The organism is Rhizobium binxianense, assembly GCF_028994275.1.
Taxonomy (GTDB): Bacteria; Pseudomonadota; Alphaproteobacteria; order Rhizobiales; family Rhizobiaceae; genus Rhizobium; species Rhizobium binxianense.
On sequence record NZ_CP118713.1, the window covers coordinates 2,040,330 to 2,055,733 of the forward strand.

A 15,404-nucleotide genomic window follows, 5' to 3' on the forward strand; every position below is an offset into this window, starting at 1 on the left:
AATTGATGATCAAGACGACCTCCCGGCTCCTTGCCACCGCGCTCTCTTCCGCCTTGCTGATGGGCGCTTTCACGTTGGCTCAAGCCGGCCAGGCAAGTTTCGTCGTCGATGCGCAGTCCGGTCAGGTTCTCGAAGCCTCCAATCAGGATGAGCTGAATTATCCGGCATCGCTGACCAAGATGATGACGCTCTATCTCGCCTTCGAAGCCCTGCACGAGGGACGCCTCACCTGGGACCAGAAGCTGACCATGTCGGAAAACGCCGAGAGCAAGGAGCCCTTCAAACTCGCCGTCGGCGCCGGCCGCCAGGTGACGTTGCGCGAAGCGGTCGAAAGCATCGTCGTTCTGTCTGCCAACGACTCTGCCGTGGCGATCGCCGAACAGCTCGGCGGCTCCGAACAGGCTTTTGCCAAGGCGATGACCGACAAGGCAGGCCAGCTCGGCATGACGAATACCGTCTTCAAGAATCCTTCGGGCCTCCCCGATCCGGAGCAGGTCACCTCGGCGCGTGATATGGCGACCCTCGGCATTTCGCTGATGCGGGACTTCCCCGAGGAGTTCAAGCTGTTCTCGATGCGCGGCTTCCAGTTCCGCGGCATGAAGCTGCGCGGCCACAACAACCTGATGTATCGCTATGACGGCGTCGACGGCATCAAGACCGGCTATACCGATGCATCCGGCTACAATGTCGTGACCTCGGCGCTGAAGGACGGCCGCCGCGTTGTCGGCGTCGTCATGGGCGAAAAGACCGCGAGCCTGCGCGACGACAAGATGGCAAGCCTGCTGGACAGCGCGCTGCCGTCGTCCTCGACCGCCACAGCATCCACCACGCCAGTCAAACAGCCCGGAGCGACGATGACGGACACGCAGCCGACGAAGTAGGGCTGCTTTCTATCTAAAGGCTACTTCCAGGTGCTGCCGGTCTTGGGCGATTACCCTGCAATTCGTTTCGAACCCTTCTCCTTTGATGGCAAGGATGAATTCCGAAGGAATACCTGCCGTATTGGAGACCGAAATGCCTGCACTCTCCGAGCCGATGGATTTGACAGTGCAGTCGATGGTCGAGCGGCGATCGTTGAACAATATCGAACCTGCCTTCAGGACACGCCGCCGAGCGCCGATGGCGTGATCGGCATGAATGGAACTCCATGATACGCAGCGATTCCGGCCAGCATGTTTGGCCTGATACATCGCGGCATCCGCCTGAGCCAGCAGGGTCTCGATCTCCTTGCTGACGATCGAGAGCGCCGAGCTTCCCAAGCTAGCCGTCACGTGGAGAACGCCATGATCACCGCGGATCGGCTGTGAGGCGATGGCGGTTCTGAGTTTTTCGGCGACAGCGACAGCCCCCTCCCGATCGACATGCGGCAGGACGACGGCGAATTCCTCGCCTCCGATCCGCCCGAACAGATCGCCGGCGCGAAGGGTCGTCTTGCAGATTGACGCAACCGCCTTGAGAACCTCATCTCCCGCAGCGTGCCCATGCGTATCGTTCACCCGCTTGAAATGGTCGATATCGAAGACGATGCATGACAGGTCATGCTGGTGCCGCAGGGCGAGCGAAATCAGCTGATCGGCTTCCTGCTTGAAGGCACGCCGCGTCATCGCCTCGGTCAGGCTGTCGGTGGCGGCCGACTGCATGAGCTCGATGCGGTCCATCGCCGCTCCCGCCAGCTCCTCGAGAATGCTGAGGTCTCTGGTGCCGAACGATCTTGGCCGGCGGTCGATCGCACAGACCGTTCCGATCATGTGCCCGGCTTTCGTCCTCAACGGCACGCCGGCATAGAAGCGGATATGATCCTCGCCGGTCACCGCGGAATGTTTTGAAAAGCGTGTATCCTTGGTGGCATCCTGGACGATAACAGGCTCGTCACAATCCACCACGCAGCGGCAGAACGTGTCTTCGAGCGACACCTCGTCGGCCGACAGGCCGGAGCAGGCCTTGTACCATTGCCGGTGCCCATCGATCAGCGATACGATGCCGATGTCGATGGAAAATATCTGCTTTATCAGCCGGACGATCCGCTCGAAGCCTTCGTCCCTCGGCGTGTCGAGAAGGTCGAGTTGCTGCAGCGCGGCCAGGCGAGCATTTTCGCGCTGGAGCGCTTCCGATGACGACTTTCCGAATACTCGTGCGACCACCATGCAGCATGCCTCCTGACAGCGATAACATGATGCGTTCCACAAATTCGTGAAAAAATTGAATACGATGGCAACCCCATTCTGACGGGACCAAATATTTTTCGAAATCAGCAACCCTTGATGTCGACGCAGCGGTCGCGAAACGCCATCTCAGATTGAGCGCAGTGTCCAGCTGACGATCTCGGAAACCACCGTGGAAAAGGCGCGATCGAGACCCTTGACGAAGCCAACATTGTCGCCGCCGGCCGGCGCCGTGGCGCGGAATAGCTTCTGGGCACGCACCGAACCGTTGCGGTCGTTGAGGATCTTGGCGGAGATTTCGACCACCGCCTGATTGCCGTTGGAGGCGTCGATCTCGAATGAGCGGATATCGGTGACGACCTGGTAATCGATCGCCAGCCCCTGCCCCGGCATGCCGACCCCGCCGAGCTTGCCGGAATTCTCGAAGGCCTCGACCAGCTTCGACTGCACGATGCGCGGCAGCTTGTCGCCCCACTGCGCCCGCGACAGATACTGGATTTCCGAGGACGAGACGCGGATGACGATCTGCTCGCTGTCGAGCGCCTTCAGCGCCGTCGGGCTGGCGATCAGGACCTGGCGGGATTTGGCCGCGGGTCCGTCGCCGTCGACGGCAGCGGACAGGTCATAGGTATCGTTCTTGGCCGCGGTGCCGCACCCGGAAAGGATCAGCGCCGTCAGCGGCAGCGCGATCACCGTTCCTCTGATCCATGAACGGCGCGACAACAGATGCGATGCGACCATATTAGGCTACCCCTGACTTCCCAGTTAACGCCGCGTCCGGCCGTCATATTGCTTGACCGTGTCCCCGCCGAAGATCAGGCGTTGCGGATTGCGGTCGAAGTTGGTGATCGTATCGTTCAGATTATTCACGGTTCCGCGCATGTCGTTGACGAGCGTCTGCACGTCGCGCAAGCCGCCGCTCGAGAATTTCTGCAGATTGTCGGCGATCGGCCCGATGCGCGCATTCAGGTTGTCGGCGACTTTCTTGAAGGATTCCAGCGTATCGCGCGCCTCGGTGAACAGCGATTGTGTGTTATCGGTTCCGAGCAGCGCATCGACTTTGATAAGAATGCCGTCGATGCGGGTCGAGGCCGAATTCAGCTTGTTGGTAAGCTGCGAGACGTCCTGGATCGTCTGGTCGATATCTTTCTTGCGGGCCGAAACCGTATCGGCGACATCGCGGATCGAGGCGACGGCGGTGCGCGCATCCTTGGTCGCCTGCGCGATGTCATCGACGGAACCCTTCACCTTGGCGGGGTCGATCTGGGCGACGAGCGTGTCGACGCGGTCGAGCGTCGCCTGTGCCTGCTTGCCGAAATCGTTGAAGGTGGTGGCCGTCTGGTCGAACTTCTGGATCGCCCCCTTGAGGTCGCCCGAGGCATCGGCGACGTTGGCGGTGATCTTCTCGGCGTTGGAAACGATATTGTTGATCTTCTGAGCGTCAACAGCCTTGACCAGCGATTCCACAGCTTGAAGCGTCGAATCGACACGGCCGGACACTGCTTTCACCGTATTGGAGAGCTCACCGACGCTTTGCAGGAAGGCATCGATATTGCCGGAATTCTTGGCCAGCGCATCCGAAAACGTCTCGGCATTCTTGAACGTCTCGGTCAGCGGAGCGCGTGAATCCTGGATGAAGCCCTGGAGTTCGCCGACCGCGTCGTTGGCGCGATCGAGAATCTTGTCGGCGGTCGCCAGCAGGTTGGTGACGCTCGACTGGTCGGCGACGATGACGGCGCGTTTGCCGTTGTCGATCGCATGTTGAAGGATGCTTTCCTCGCCCTTGCGGCCACCCGACAGTTCGATATAGGCAGCTCCGGTCAGGCCCTGGATTTCTAGGGCGGCCTTGGTGGAGGGGTAGATCGGCGCATCGGTGCGCACCTGGGTGAAGGCCAGCGAATATTGCGGATCGTCGGCATCGATCGACAATGTCTGCACCGAGCCGATCTGGATGCCGTTGAAGCGCACCGGTGAGCCGACGCTGAGGCCGTTGGCGGAACCCGGAATACGCACGATCAGTTCCGTCATCGGGCCGCCGCGGCCATATTCGGCCATCCAGTAGACGAAGCCGAAGGCCGCCGCGATCACCAGCACCGTGAAAAAACCGACAATTGTGTAATTGGCTTTGGTTTCCATTTATCCGGTCACTTCCCGCTCACGCCGTGGCGCGCGCCATCGTCCTGCGGCACGATCGAGCGCGCCCGCTTACCCTTGAAGTAGGCTTGCACCCACGGATCGTCATAGGCCAGCATGTCGTCGATCGTGCCTTCCACCATTACCCGTTTCTTTCCGAGCACGGCAATACGGTCGCAGACCGAAAACAGGCTGTCGAGGTCATGTGTGACCATATACACGGTCAGTCCCAGACTATCGCGCAGGTTGGCGATCAGTTCATCGAATTCGGCCGCACCAATCGGATCGAGACCCGAGGTCGGCTCGTCGAGGAAGACGAGTTCGGGATCGAGCGCCAACGCCCGGGCAAGGGCGGCGCGCTTGATCATGCCGCCTGACAGTTCGGACGGGTATTTGTCGGCGGCATCGGCCGCCAGACCCACCATGCGGATTTTCAGATGCGCCAGTTCGTCCATCAGCGAGCGCGGCAGGTCGAGATATTCGCGCATCGGCACCTGGATGTTTTCCTTGACCGTCAGCGACGAAAACAGCGCCCCCTGCTGGAACAGCACTCCGAGCCGCATGTCCAGCGCGTTGCGCTGCGGTTCGTCGAGCTCGTCGAAATCTTGGCCGAGGATCTTGATCGTGCCGGAGCGGCGCGGCAAGAGCCGGAGCACCGTGCGCATCAGCACCGATTTGCCGGTGCCCGACGCACCGACAAAACCGAGGATCTCGCCGCGGTAGATATTCAGATTGAGATTGTCGAGCACGACCTTGGAGCCGAAGGCGACGGTGACGTCGCGCGCCGAAAGCACGATGTCCCTGCCCTCGCCGTCTTTCTCGATTTCGTTCGATTGCTCGTCCACGCGGTCCGCCATGCTAGAAATCGATCGCTGCATAGAACATCGCAAAAAGCCCGTCCATCAGGATGACGACGAAAATCGCCTTCACCACCGCGGCCGTTACGTGCTGGCCGAGCGATTCGGCGCTGCCGCCGACCTTCAGCCCTTCGACGGCGGCAACGATACCGATGACAAGCGCCATGAACGGCGCCTTGATCATGCCTGAGAGCACCGTCGACAGCGTCACCGCCTCGTGCAGGCGCGACAGGAAGTTGGCGAAGGTGATGCCGGAATAACCCCAGGCGACGGCGGCCGCGCCAGCAAGCGAGGCGAAATTTGCGAGCACCGTCAGAAGCGGCAGCGCGATGGTCAGCGCTACCAGCCGCGGGAAGATCAGCACGCCGATCGGGTTCAGCCCCATCACCTTCAGCGCGTCGATCTCCTCGCGCATCTTCATCGAGCCGATTTCGGCGGTGATCGCGCTGCCCGAACGGCCGGCGATCATGATCGAGGTCAACAGCACCCCGATTTCGCGCAATTGCAGGATGCCGACAAGATCGACGACGAAGACCTCCGCACCGAAGTAGCGCAACTGGAAGGCGCCCTGCTGGGCAATGATCGCTCCGATCAGAAACGACATCAAAAGAATGATCGGAACGGCGCGAACGCCCATATGGTCGATCTGGTTGACGATCGAGGCCGGCGAAACGCCGCTGCCGCGACCGAACTTCATCTGCGCCCCGCGCACCGCCGAGCCGAGGATATACATGGAGGCGGCGAAATTGTCCCAGAGGTCGTAGGTCATCCTGCCCACAGGCGCGAAGATGCGCGCGACAAGCGAGACCTTCTCCTGCTGCTCCGGTTCGGGTTTGGCCGGCTCCTCGGAAAACATCGCAAGCATTTCGTCGATATGCGGATTGGTGCCTTCGAAGCGAACCGTCCGTCCAGCCGCCTCCGCTTCCTTCTTCAGCCGGCACAGCAGCCAGATTCCGGCGGTGTCGATATCCGAAATATCAGAGAGGTCGACCGTCAGGTCGCCGGTCTTCTGATGGAGGAGCTTTTCGAAGTCGCGCAGCACGAGATGGATATAGGCGCTGCGCCAATTGCCGCTGAGACGCACATGCTGCCCCGAACCATCGGCCTGGTCGTCCACGTCAAGCGAGGCAGCGTTGCGATTCTCTGCGTTCAAGATACTTATGTCTTTCAAGGCTTGCGGCGACATTGCCGAATCGCGAACGGATCGTTCGACGCCGACGCGCCAATATACAGAAGCAAGCTGCAATTTCCATGCTCGCAGGACAGCAATAATGCCGCGCACCCTTGATATCCAGATGAATTCCTTTCCGATTGCCGGGACCTTCACCATCTCGCGCGGCGCAAAGACCGAGGCCGAAGTAATCACCTGTATGCTCATCGAAAACGGTGCGCGGGGGCTCGGAGAATGCGTGCCCTACCGCCGTTATGGCGAGACCATGGAGAGCGTTTTCGCCCAGATCGAGGCGACGCGTCCGCTTGTTGAAGCCGGCATCTCGCGCCACGACCTGCTCTCGGCAATGCCGCCGGGCGCTGCCCGCAACGCCGTCGACTGCGCCCTCTGGGACCTGGAAGCGAAACGAACGGGTGAAAGCGTCGCGGCTCGTCTCGGCTTTGCCAAATTGAGGCCGCTCACCACCGCCTACACCATCTCGCTCGGCGAACCGGAGGTAATGGCCGCCCAGGCGCGCGAACATGCCGGCCGCGCGCTGCTCAAGGTCAAGGTCGGAACCGGCGACGATGAAAGCCGTATCCGCGCCGTCCGCGCCGCGGCGCCCGATGCCGCCATCATCCTCGATGCCAATGAAGGCTGGCCGGAAGCGGTGCTGGAGCGCCATCTCCATATTGCCGCGCAAGCTGGTGTAACCCTCGTCGAGCAGCCGCTGCCGGCCGGCCGCGATGGAATGCTCGCCGAAATCCGCCGGCCGCTACTGGTCTGCGCCGACGAAAGCGTCCACCATACCGGCGATCTCGCAAGCCTTGCCGACCGCTACGACGCGATCAACATCAAGCTCGACAAGACGGGTGGGCTGACGGAGGCGCTGGTGATGAAGGCCGAGGCCGAACGGCTCGGGTTCAGCATTATGATCGGCTGCATGGTCGGCACCTCGCTCGCCATGGCGCCCGCCGTGCTGCTCGCCCAGAATGCCGATTTCGTCGATCTCGATGGCCCGCTGCTGCTGGCCCGCGACCGAGAGCTCGGCCTGCGCTACGCCGCTTCCCTGGTCTTTCCGCCCGAAAGCGCGCTCTGGGGTTGAAGGTAGTAGGCCGAGATGACAAGACCGAGGCCGGAGAACGCCACCAGCGCCATGACGTAATAGCTGACGACCCCGAGCCAGGCATAGAGATAACCCGATGCCAGCGTCATCAGCGCCATCGCCATGCCGACATAGAAGAAATAGGCGCCTTGCGCCGAGGATTCCTGTGTCTCCTGCACCGTCGCCACGATCCGCCGCTGCACCCCGGTATGCACGAAGGCGTAGGTGAAGCCGTGGAAACATTGCAGCAGGAAGAAACCGGCAAAGCCGGTATTCATCGGAAACAGTATCCAGCGGCAGACGCTGACGGCGCAGCCGAAGCGGATCAGCGTCCAGGCGCTGAAGCGCCGGTTGAGACGCTTCGACAAAAAGAACACTGTCACCTCCGAAGCGACGCCGGCGCTCCAGAGCAGGCCGACCTCAGTGCCGGAAAAGCCGAGATGGTGCCAGTAGATCGACGAAAACGCGTTGAGCACCGCATGGCTCGACTGCTGAATGGCGACGCCGATCAGCAGCAGCAACAGGTGCGGTTCCCGCAACCCGCTGCCGGTGGCGGCTGGAATATTGACCGGCTGGCCGCGGCGCCGCGTCGGCCCGATGCGCGGACAGAAGATCGCCATGACCACGGTCATGGCAAAGCCGAACAGCATGATATCAAGCACCATCTCGCCGCCCCACCGGCTGATCAGCTGGCCGCCGACCAGCGTCGAGACGATGAAGGCGATCGAGCCCCACACGCGCATCGACCCGTAATCGAGCCCCCAGCGGCGCACGCCCGAGATGACGATGGATTCGACGACCGGCAGATAGGGCGCGAAAGTGGCGCCCTGCAGCGCATAGACGATCGTCACCGGCCAGAAACTCGTCGTCCAGAAGAGCGCGATCGCCGTCAGCAGCGACAGGCCGCCCGACCAGAGCAGCACGTCGGCGCGCTCCTTCAAACGGTCGGCGATCATGGCGACGACAGGCGCCACCAGCACGCGAACCACCATCGGTATGGCAAGGATGATGCCGATCTCATGGTCGCTGAAGCTGTGGGTTGCGAGCCAGACGGGAAAGAACGGCAGAACGATGCCGTTGACGAGCAGCGGCGCGCAATAGGAAAGCGCGCTGAGCAGCCGGAAGCGCGGCGGCGCTCCCTCACCTGTCGGAGAATGTTGAACGGGAATCATGGGGGACCTGAAGGAAACTCGACGTTGTCCTAACACACCACCCTGGAGGCGACTATTGCGAGAAATAGCCGTCCTGTAACGTTTTAGAAAATAAATTGGGCGGTCGCCCCGACGGTAACGGCTAAATTCGCGAGAGCGCGGGCGATGCGCTGACGGCAAAATCAGGCGGTCAAAATCAAGCAGCCAAAATCAAGCAGCTTGGGGGGCCAGTTCGCCTTCGTTATGCATTTCCATGGCGGCAACCGCCGGCACGCCGCTGGCGAGCGCCCGCCAGGTGATCAGCTCGAAGGTGCCATCCTCATGCTCGGCGACTGCCGTGCAGCTTTCCACCCAATCGCCCGTATTGATGTAGCGGATGCCGTCCATGTCCTGGATGATGGCATGATGGATGTGTCCGCAGATCACGCCGTCGGCGCCGCTTTTGCGGGCCTCCTCCGCCACGACGCGCTCGAACTCGCCAATGAAGTTGACGGCATGCTTGACCTGGAGCTTCGCCCAGGCCGAGAACGACCAGTAGGGCATGCCGAGCCGGCGGCGCACGGCCGCCAGCAGGATGTTGATGCGGATCGCGGTATCGTAGGCCCAGTCGCCGAGATAGGCGAGCAGGCGGGCATTGCGGACGACGACGTCGAACTCGTCGCCGTGCAGGATCAGGTATTTCTTGCCGTCGGCACCATCATGCATCATGCGTTCGACGACCTCGATGCCGCCGAAATGCATCCCCGGGAAGTCGCGCAGGAATTCGTCGTGATTGCCGGGAATATAGACCACACGCGTGCCCTTGCGCGCCTTGCGCAGCAGCTTCTGGACGACGTCGTTGCAGACCTGCGGCCAGTACCAGCTGCGCTTCAGCCGCCAACCGTCGACGATGTCGCCGACGAGCACGATCGTATCGGCCTCGTGGTGGCGCAGGAAATCCAAGAGGAAATCGGCCTTCGCGGCCTTCGAGCCGAGATGGACATCGGAAATGAAGAGCGTGCGGAAATGTCTGGGTTCCATCATGTCTATCATGAGCTACGGCTCATGCCCCATCTTTCATCTAGCCTTCCAAAACCAGACTCGTGTTTCAGGAAGATGACAAGCCGGGGAAAAGCCCCGCAAACTGTTCATCCCACGCGGACAGAATGCCCGTCGTCGCGCGGGCAGCATGCCCGTCGTCGCGCAGGCAGAATGCCTGTCGCCACGTCGGCAGAATACGTGTCGCCGTCCGGTGCGACGGCGATGTTGCCCTCCGCATCGAGCGCGTTCATGATGACGGCGATTCCATATCCGACCATGCGGGATGGCTGATGCGTCTCTTTCTCGTTCGCCACGGCGAATCCCTCGGCAACATCAACGAACAGGCCTATCGCCAATTCGGCGATCACAACGTGCCGCTGACGCAATGGGGCCATCGCCAGGCTGTAGAAGCCGGCGGCGCAATCGCCTCCTATTTGAAGGCGTTGCCGAGCGCGGATTTCGGCAGGCTGCAGATCTGGTACTCGCCGTTCCTCAGGACGCGGCAGAGCAAGGATGCCTTGCTCTCGGCCCTGCCGGAAAGCGTTGTCGGCGATGTCAGGGAGGATTATCTGCTGCGCGAGCAGGATTTCGGTCTCTTCACCGAAATCTATGACCACGCCGAACAGAAACAGAAATTTCCCGAGGAATTCGAAAAATGGGCGAGGCTGCGCAGCAACAGCGGCAAATTTTACGCACGTCCGCCGGATGGCGAGAGCCGGGCGGATGTGGCCCAGCGGGTGCGCCTGTTCCTGCAGACCGTCATGAACGACGCCGAAAATAGCGACCACAACGTCGTCATCGTCGGTCATGGCGTCACCAACCGGGCGGTCGAAATGAATTTTCTGCACCGCCCCGTCGAGTGGTTCGAGCGCTCCGACAACCCTGGGAATGCGGATATCACCCTGATCGAGGGGACGCGCTCGCAAGGATACGAGACGATCCTGCTGCACCAGGCCGCCGACCGGCAGCCGGGACAGGAAGGTGAACTGCGCGATGCCTATGGCGCCGACGTGACGATCACGCCGAAGACTGGTGGATAGGTCTTCGGCGGGTTACGTCGATTGGTTCAAGCGCTGCGACAATCCCGGAAATGCCGACCACAAAACCTGTCGACCATGTCACCGGTCCATACTGTCCAATATGTAGCCGGTTCGGACCCGGATAGGCCCTCCCCACAAGGGGGAGGGATTTCGACCGCCGGGGTTCCCTATCGATCCCCTCAGGCAGCCCGCACGGCCGCCGTGGGTTTGACGTTCTGGTTCATCCGAAACAGATTGTTCGGATCGTAACGCCGTTTGATTTCGGCAAGGCGGCTGTAATTGGCGCCGTAAGCGCTTTCGACCCGATCGGTCTCGTCCTCCGGCATGAAGTTGATATAGGCAGTGCCGACGGAATGCGGTTTGGTTGCCTCGAACAGCTCCCGCGCCCAGTCGATGCAGCTTCCGTCCATCCCGGTCTCCCGCCAGCGCGCATGCACATTCATGACGAAATGCGAACTGCGCTGCGGAAACGCGGTAGCCTCGGTGGGCACGCGCCCGGCCGCACCACCGACATGGCCGATAAAGATCTCGCATTCCGGCCCCGGCAATTTGCGCACGGCGTTGAGCAGCACGTCGATTGCCGCATCCGAGAGCGAAGCGAAATCCTGGCTTTTCCAGTAATTGCGCGCACCTGGCGTCAGCAGCGGATCAAATGCCTGCTGCCAGCCGGTAAACGGCACCGGGCCGACGACGTCGGCAATCGGATTTCCGATCGCACGCAATCTGGCCGCAGCCTTCTCTCCCGCGGCAATGTCTCCGCAATAGCACATGGCAAGCACCAGGATCTCCTTGCCGTGCCATTCGGCCGGCAGGAAAGGCAGCGGCGGCGCCTGGCGCATCACCACCCAGCAGGTCAGTTCATCGGGTGCCGCTTCCAGCGCCTGCCGATATTCCCTCAGCACCTTTTCCGCATCGGCAAAGGGATGCACGACCAGCCCGGCCAGAACCTCTGGGTTGAGCGGGTTGAGCTTGAACTCGAAGGAGGTGACGACGCCGAAATTGCCGCCGCCGCCGCGCAACGCCCAGAAGAGGTCCGGCCTTTCCGTCTCGCTCGCCTTCACCAACTCGCCATCGGCCGTCACCACATCGACTGAAAGCAGATTGTCGAGCGTCAGCCCGAATTTGCGGGTCAGCCAGCCGAAACCGCCGCCGAGCGTCAGGCCGGCAATGCCGGTGGTGGAATTGATGCCGGTCGGCAACACCAGACCGAAAGCCAGCGTTTCCTTGTCGACATCGGCAAGCGTTGCGCCCGGCTCGATCCTGGCGCGCTTGGTCTGCGGATCGACCCGCACCGATTTCATCGCCGACAGGTCGATGACGATACCGCCCTCGCAGACGGCGTTGCCGGCAATGCCGTGCCCGCCGCCGCGTACCGAAACGAGCAGATTGTTGTCGCGCGCAAACCGCACCGCCCGCACGACATCGGCAGCACCGGCGCAACGCGCGATAAGCCCGGGTCGGCGGTCGATCATCGCATTCCAGATCGCCCGCGCCTCGTTGTAATCCATATCTTTGTTGGTCAGGAGACTGCCGCGAAATCCGGCGGCAAAGGCATCGATAGCCACGTCATTGACCATCGTCTGACCCCTTTGCAGGGTCGTCAGGTTCAAATTGTCCATGATTTCCTCCATGCGACCGGCGCCCCGCACCGTCGCGGCGGCATCCTGCGCCCGTTGAGGTCGTCAAACAAGTTTCCCCAAAAGGATTAGCTCACTGCGGCTGCTGCTTGGCATGAAAGCCGAATGGCCATGGCGTGGATACCCCCTCTGCCCACCTCATGAAAACTTCGCCCTTCCCCCATTTCCATACTGTCCCCCGTAGCCGATTGATGTATGGAGGAAACTCCAAAAAAGACGTGCACGGAGGCGGCGATGGATCACCCGGAAAAATCCAAGACGGAAAAGAATCTGACGAGCGGCGATCTCGACGAACAGGCGCTCTTCTTCCACCGCTATCCCCGCCCCGGCAAGCTGGAGATCCAGGCGACCAAGCCGCTCGGCAACCAGCGCGACCTGGCGCTTGCCTATTCGCCCGGCGTTGCCGCCCCCTGCCTCGCTATCCGCGACAATCCCGAGATGGCGGCAGAATATACCTCGCGCGCCAATCTCGTCGCCGTCATCTCCAACGGCACCGCCGTGCTCGGCCTCGGCAATATCGGCCCGCTGGCCTCCAAGCCTGTTATGGAGGGCAAGGCCGTGCTCTTCAAGAAATTCGCCGGCATCGACGTCTTCGATATCGAGATCGATGCGGCAAGCGTCGACCAGATGGTTTCGACCGTCGCCTCGCTGGAGCCAACCTTCGGCGGCATCAACCTCGAAGACATCAAGGCGCCGGAATGTTTCGAGGTCGAGCGTCGCCTGCGCGAAAAGATGAAGATCCCCGTCTTCCACGACGATCAGCACGGCACGGCGATCATCGTCGCCGCGGCGATCCTGAACGGGCTGGAACTTGCCGGCAAGAACATCGCCGACGTCAAGATCGTCGCCTCCGGCGCGGGTGCTGCCGCCCTCGCTTGCCTCAACCTGCTGGTGATTCTCGGGGCAAAACGCGAAAACATCTGGGTCCACGATCTCGAAGGCCTCGTCTATGAGGGTCGCACCGAGCTGATGGACGAATGGAAATCCGTCTATGCCCAGAAGAGCGACACCCGCACGCTGGCTGAAAATATCGGCGGCGCCGACGTTTTCCTCGGCCTGTCGGCCGCCGGCGTGCTGAAACCGGAATTGCTGGCGCAGATGGCCGACAAGCCGCTGATCATGGCGCTCGCCAATCCGACGCCGGAGATCATGCCGGATCTCGCTCGTGCTGCCCGTCCTGACGCGATGATCTGCACCGGCCGCTCGGATTTCGCCAACCAGGTCAACAACGTCCTCTGCTTCCCTTATATCTTCCGTGGCGCGCTCGATTGCGGCGCCGAGACGATCAACGAGGAAATGAAGATGGCGGCCGTGCGCGCCATTGCTGCCCTTGCCCGCGAAGAACCCTCCGACGTCGCCGCGCGTGCCTATTCCGGCGAGACCCCGGTCTTCGGCCCTGACTATCTCATCCCCTCGCCCTTCGATCCGCGCCTGATCCTGCGCATCGCGCCCGCAGTCGCCAAGGCCGCCGAGCAGAGCGGCGTCGCGCGCCGCCCGATCCAGGATTTCGACGCCTATCTCGACCAGCTGAACCGCTTCGTTTTCCGCTCCGGCTTCGTCATGAAGCCGATCTTCACGGCAGCCAAGGCCGCCGAACGCAAGCGTGTCATCTTCTCGGAAGGAGAAGACGAACGCGTGCTGCGCGCCGCCCAGGTGCTGCTCGAAGAAGGTCTCGCCGACCCGATCCTCATCGGCCGTCCGCAGGTCATCGAAACGCGCCTCAAGCGCTACGGCCTGCGCATCCGCCCGCTGCAGGATTTCGAAGTGATCAACCCGGAAGACGATCCGCGCTTCCGCGAATATGTCGATCTCTATTTCTCCCTCGTCGGCCGTCGCGGCGTCATTCCGGAGGCTGCGCGCACCATCGTGCGCACCAACACCACCGTCATCGGCGCGCTGGCGTTGCGGCGCGGCGAGGCCGATGCGCTGATCTGCGGCCTCGAAGGCCGCTATGAGAAACATCTGCGCGATGTCCGCCAGATCATCGGCAAGCGCAAGGATGTCCGCGATTTCTCCGCACTCAGCCTGATGATCTCGCAGCGCGGCGCCACCTTCTTCACCGACACCTACGTCACCTTCAATCCGAGCGCCGAGGAAGTCGCCGAGTCGACGGTACTGGCGGCCGAGGAAATCCGCCGTTTCGGCATCACCCCGCGTGCTGCCCTCGTCTCGCATTCCAATTTCGGCTCACGCGAATCCGAAAGCGCCACGAAGATGCGCAATGCCCTGCAGCTCGTGCGCGACGCCGCGCCCGATCTTGAGGTCGACGGCGAGATGCATGGCGAAAGCGCCATCACCGAGGCGCTGCGCAAACGCGTCATGCCGCACACGACGCTGCACGACGAGGCGAACCTGTTGGTCTTCCCGAACCTCGACGCCGCCAACATCACGCTCGGCGTCGTCAAGTCGATGACCGACGGCCTGCATGTCGGCCCGATCCTGCTCGGCGCCGCCCTGCCCGCCCACATCCTCGCCCCCTCGGTCACCTCCCGCGGCGTCGTCAACATGGCAGCCCTCGCTGTCGTCGAAGCATCGCAGCCGGCATAGCAGGTTTCTCATCTTGTCATGCTCGGGCTTGTCCCGAGCATCTGCAACCGGTTGATATGCAACAGTTATCGGGCGCCCTGCATCGACAGGCGCCCTTTATCCGCAAGCGTATCCGCGCGTTCGTTGCCGGCAACGCCGGAATGACCCTTGCACCAGGCAACGGTCACCAGGGCGTTCCGGGATAGCTGACGATCGACTGCCTTCCACAGTTCCGCATTGGCGATCGTTCGCCTCCGGGCATTCCCATTCGGGCTGCTTTTCTTCCAGCCGTTGTTCTTCCAGATATGTCGCCTGACATTGCAGCCTTTGACGGCATAGATGGAATCCGACCAGATGATGACGGCTTCGCCCGTTGCTTCACTATTGATCCACAGGACTGCCTTAAGCACGGCGATCAATTCCATTGAATTATTGGCGGAATCTTCGACGCCACCAAATCCGCACGCGATTTCCACGGCATCGCGATAAGCGACAAAAGCCCAGCCCCCCTGCCCGGAACCGGGTTCGTAGCAACCGTCGACGAAGAGGTGGAGGCCGCGTTGGGCTTCCGATATTCCGACTGTTGTCGCGGGGACGTGAAGCTCGTTGGAAATGCTCGTCAT

The 15,404-nt window shown here is 61.8% G+C and carries 14 protein-coding genes; 4 read left to right on the top strand and 10 right to left on the bottom strand.

Going from position 1 to position 15,404, the window contains the following annotated elements; genetic code table 11:
• Positions 1 to 5: 5 nt before the first annotated feature.
• Positions 6 to 881 (top strand): D-alanyl-D-alanine carboxypeptidase family protein, encoded by an 876-nt coding sequence (locus tag PO860_RS10180; protein ID WP_183607141.1) that lies wholly within the window; start codon positions 6 to 8, stop codon positions 879 to 881.
• Between the two features lie 9 nt (positions 882 to 890).
• On the opposite strand, the gene PO860_RS10185 is transcribed toward PO860_RS10180, so the two are convergent.
• The 5 genes from PO860_RS10185 to PO860_RS10205 all read right to left on the bottom strand — a co-directional run bounded on the left by PO860_RS10185 (position 891) and on the right by PO860_RS10205 (position 6,338).
• Positions 891 to 2,144, bottom strand: a complete 1,254-nt coding sequence (locus PO860_RS10185; RefSeq protein ID WP_183607140.1) for a sensor domain-containing diguanylate cyclase — start codon at positions 2,142 to 2,144, stop codon at positions 891 to 893.
• 147 nt (positions 2,145 to 2,291) lie between these two features.
• A complete protein-coding gene (locus PO860_RS10190) occupies positions 2,292 to 2,903 on the bottom strand; it encodes an ABC-type transport auxiliary lipoprotein family protein (RefSeq protein ID WP_183607139.1) in 612 nt (203 codons plus the stop codon).
• 24 nt (positions 2,904 to 2,927) lie between these two features.
• Positions 2,928 to 4,298 (bottom strand): MlaD family protein, encoded by a 1,371-nt coding sequence (locus PO860_RS10195; RefSeq protein WP_273880839.1) that lies wholly within the window; start codon positions 4,296 to 4,298, stop codon positions 2,928 to 2,930.
• An 8-nt stretch (positions 4,299 to 4,306) separates the two neighbouring features.
• Positions 4,307 to 5,152 (bottom strand): ABC transporter ATP-binding protein, encoded by an 846-nt coding sequence (locus PO860_RS10200; protein ID WP_085737424.1) that lies wholly within the window; start codon positions 5,150 to 5,152, stop codon positions 4,307 to 4,309.
• Between the two features lies 1 nt (position 5,153).
• On the bottom strand, positions 5,154 to 6,338 hold the full coding sequence (locus tag PO860_RS10205; RefSeq protein ID WP_272782459.1) for an ABC transporter permease: 1,185 nt from the start codon (positions 6,336 to 6,338) through the stop codon (positions 5,154 to 5,156).
• A gap of 85 nt (positions 6,339 to 6,423) precedes the next feature.
• Between PO860_RS10205 and dgcA the strand changes: the two genes are divergently transcribed.
• The gene (gene dgcA, locus PO860_RS10210) at positions 6,424 to 7,407 is read left to right on the top strand and encodes an N-acetyl-D-Glu racemase DgcA (protein WP_183607136.1); all 984 of its coding nucleotides are present in this window, start codon (positions 6,424 to 6,426) and stop codon (positions 7,405 to 7,407) included.
• Here dgcA and PO860_RS10215 read toward each other — a convergent pair.
• The 3 genes from PO860_RS10215 to PO860_RS10225 form a co-directional block, all read right to left on the bottom strand.
• Positions 7,359 to 8,579, bottom strand: coding sequence for an MFS transporter (locus tag PO860_RS10215; RefSeq protein WP_183607135.1), 1,221 nt, complete (start codon positions 8,577 to 8,579; stop codon positions 7,359 to 7,361). The genes dgcA and PO860_RS10215 overlap by 49 nt on opposite strands.
• A gap of 189 nt (positions 8,580 to 8,768) precedes the next feature.
• Entirely contained in the window at positions 8,769 to 9,581 is an 813-nt protein-coding gene (locus PO860_RS10220) for a UDP-2,3-diacylglucosamine diphosphatase (protein WP_183607693.1), read from the bottom strand.
• A gap of 104 nt (positions 9,582 to 9,685) precedes the next feature.
• Entirely contained in the window at positions 9,686 to 9,892 is a 207-nt protein-coding gene (locus tag PO860_RS10225; protein WP_275038295.1) for a hypothetical protein, read from the bottom strand.
• Here PO860_RS10225 and PO860_RS10230 point away from each other — a divergent pair.
• Positions 9,869 to 10,618, top strand: a complete 750-nt coding sequence (locus PO860_RS10230; protein ID WP_275038296.1) for a histidine phosphatase family protein — start codon at positions 9,869 to 9,871, stop codon at positions 10,616 to 10,618. The two genes, PO860_RS10225 and PO860_RS10230, sit on opposite strands and share 24 nt — an antisense overlap.
• A 179-nt stretch (positions 10,619 to 10,797) precedes the next feature.
• On the opposite strand, the gene PO860_RS10235 is transcribed toward PO860_RS10230, so the two are convergent.
• The gene (locus tag PO860_RS10235) at positions 10,798 to 12,237 is read right to left on the bottom strand and encodes an FAD-binding oxidoreductase (RefSeq protein WP_272782457.1); all 1,440 of its coding nucleotides are present in this window, start codon (positions 12,235 to 12,237) and stop codon (positions 10,798 to 10,800) included.
• 252 nt (positions 12,238 to 12,489) lie between these two features.
• Between PO860_RS10235 and PO860_RS10240 the strand changes: the two genes are divergently transcribed.
• Entirely contained in the window at positions 12,490 to 14,802 is a 2,313-nt protein-coding gene (locus tag PO860_RS10240; protein WP_183607132.1) for an NADP-dependent malic enzyme, read from the top strand.
• 65 nt (positions 14,803 to 14,867) lie between these two features.
• Here the strand turns inward: PO860_RS10240 and PO860_RS10245 are convergent, their stop codons facing one another.
• Positions 14,868 to 15,404 (bottom strand): ribonuclease H family protein, encoded by a 537-nt coding sequence (locus tag PO860_RS10245; RefSeq protein ID WP_273883808.1) that lies wholly within the window; start codon positions 15,402 to 15,404, stop codon positions 14,868 to 14,870.

Coding starts and splice junctions, on each gene's coding strand:
- PO860_RS10180 (WP_183607141.1), top strand. CDS start 6: ATGATCAAGACGACCTCCCGGCTCCTTGCCACCGCGCTCTCTTCCGCC.
- PO860_RS10185 (WP_183607140.1), bottom strand. CDS start 2,144: ATGGTGGTCGCACGAGTATTCGGAAAGTCGTCATCGGAAGCGCTCCAG.
- PO860_RS10190 (WP_183607139.1), bottom strand. CDS start 2,903: ATGGTCGCATCGCATCTGTTGTCGCGCCGTTCATGGATCAGAGGAACG.
- PO860_RS10195 (WP_273880839.1), bottom strand. CDS start 4,298: ATGGAAACCAAAGCCAATTACACAATTGTCGGTTTTTTCACGGTGCTG.
- PO860_RS10200 (WP_085737424.1), bottom strand. CDS start 5,152: ATGGCGGACCGCGTGGACGAGCAATCGAACGAAATCGAGAAAGACGGC.
- PO860_RS10205 (WP_272782459.1), bottom strand. CDS start 6,338: ATGTCGCCGCAAGCCTTGAAAGACATAAGTATCTTGAACGCAGAGAAT.
- dgcA (WP_183607136.1), top strand. CDS start 6,424: ATGCCGCGCACCCTTGATATCCAGATGAATTCCTTTCCGATTGCCGGG.
- PO860_RS10215 (WP_183607135.1), bottom strand. CDS start 8,579: ATGATTCCCGTTCAACATTCTCCGACAGGTGAGGGAGCGCCGCCGCGC.
- PO860_RS10220 (WP_183607693.1), bottom strand. CDS start 9,581: ATGATGGAACCCAGACATTTCCGCACGCTCTTCATTTCCGATGTCCAT.
- PO860_RS10230 (WP_275038296.1), top strand. CDS start 9,869: ATGCGTCTCTTTCTCGTTCGCCACGGCGAATCCCTCGGCAACATCAAC.
- PO860_RS10235 (WP_272782457.1), bottom strand. CDS start 12,237: ATGGACAATTTGAACCTGACGACCCTGCAAAGGGGTCAGACGATGGTC.
- PO860_RS10240 (WP_183607132.1), top strand. CDS start 12,490: ATGGATCACCCGGAAAAATCCAAGACGGAAAAGAATCTGACGAGCGGC.
- PO860_RS10245 (WP_273883808.1), bottom strand. CDS start 15,404: ATGACGAGCATTTCCAACGAGCTTCACGTCCCCGCGACAACAGTCGGA.